At 63.1% G+C, this 1,157-nt stretch carries 1 protein-coding gene; it reads left to right on the top strand.

The features are described 5' to 3' along the window. Positions 1-93 precede the first annotated feature (93 nt). Positions 94-1,157, top strand: a 1,064-nt coding sequence (locus tag X760_RS73525; RefSeq protein ID WP_023723260.1) for an IS256 family transposase, incomplete at its 3' end; no start/stop codon positions are given.

Genomic DNA, 1,157 nt, shown 5'->3' with positions numbered 1-1,157 from the left:
TGTGCTGAGAGTTCTGCAAATTCGCTGAGAGGGGGCGGTCATGGCAGGCTGGTGATTGTTCACGTCACCTGATTCCCGCGAAGGAACGCCACCATGACCAAGACTGAAGTTAAGACCGCCAGCGCTGCCGTCAAAGACATTTTGCTTTCGAACCCGGATGGATTGCACGAAGTGCTCCGTGCGGTGATGCAGGAGGTGCTTGAGGCCGAGATGGACGAGGCGCTGGGTGCCTCGAAGAGCGAGCGCACGCCCGAACGGCTTGGCTATCGCTCGGGCTATTACGGCCGTACCCTTGTGACGCGGGTCGGCAAGCTCGAGCTGCGGGTTCCGCAGGACCGGGCCGGGCGCTTCTCCACCGAGCTGTTCGAGCGCTACCAGCGTTCCGAGCGGGCCTTGGTGGCGACACTGGCGGAGATGTATGTGCAGGGCGTGTCGACCCGCAAGGTGAAGGCGATCACGGAAGAACTGTNCGGCCATGCCTTCTCGGCCTCGTCGATCTCGGCCATCAACAAGCGGCTGGACGAGAGCCTCGCTGCCTTTGCCAGGCGCCCCCTTCAAGAGCCGTTTCCTTACCTCATCCTCGATGCGCGCTACGAGAAGGTGCGTGAAGCCGGTGTTGTCATGAGCCAGGCGGTGCTGATCGCGGTCGGTATCGACTGGGACGGAAGGCGCCAGATCCTGGCCGTGGAGATGGCCAATCGCGAGAGCCGCTCGGCCTGGAGGGACTTCCTCGTCGGCCTCAAGGCGCGCGGCCTCAAGGGCGTCGAGTTGGTTGTGTCCGACGATCACGCCGGCCTGGTGGCAGCGATCGGCGAGGTGATCCCCGAAGCCGCCTGGCAACGCTGCTACGTGCACTTCCTCAGGAACGCGCTCGATCATCTGCCGAGGAAGCACGGCGACGACTGCCTGCAGGAATTGCGCTGGCTCTACGACCGGCGCGATCTCGCAGAGGCCAGGGCTGATCTTGCCGCATGGCTTGCCAAATGGTCGGCACGCTATCCGCGCCTGACAGGCTGGGCCGAGGATGCCATCGAACAAACCCTGACCTTCTTCAGGCTGCCGAGACAGCACCACAAGCATCTCAAATCCACCAACATGCTGGAGCGGCTCAACGAGGAAATCCGCCGGCGCACCTATGTCGTGCGCATCTTCCCCAA

Origin of the sequence: Mesorhizobium sp. LSHC420B00, from assembly GCF_000503055.1 — a bacterium.
GTDB lineage: Bacteria > Pseudomonadota > Alphaproteobacteria > Rhizobiales > Rhizobiaceae > Mesorhizobium.
The sequence above is the reverse complement of the archived record's forward strand: the minus strand, read 5'-3'. Positions and strand labels throughout refer to the sequence as shown.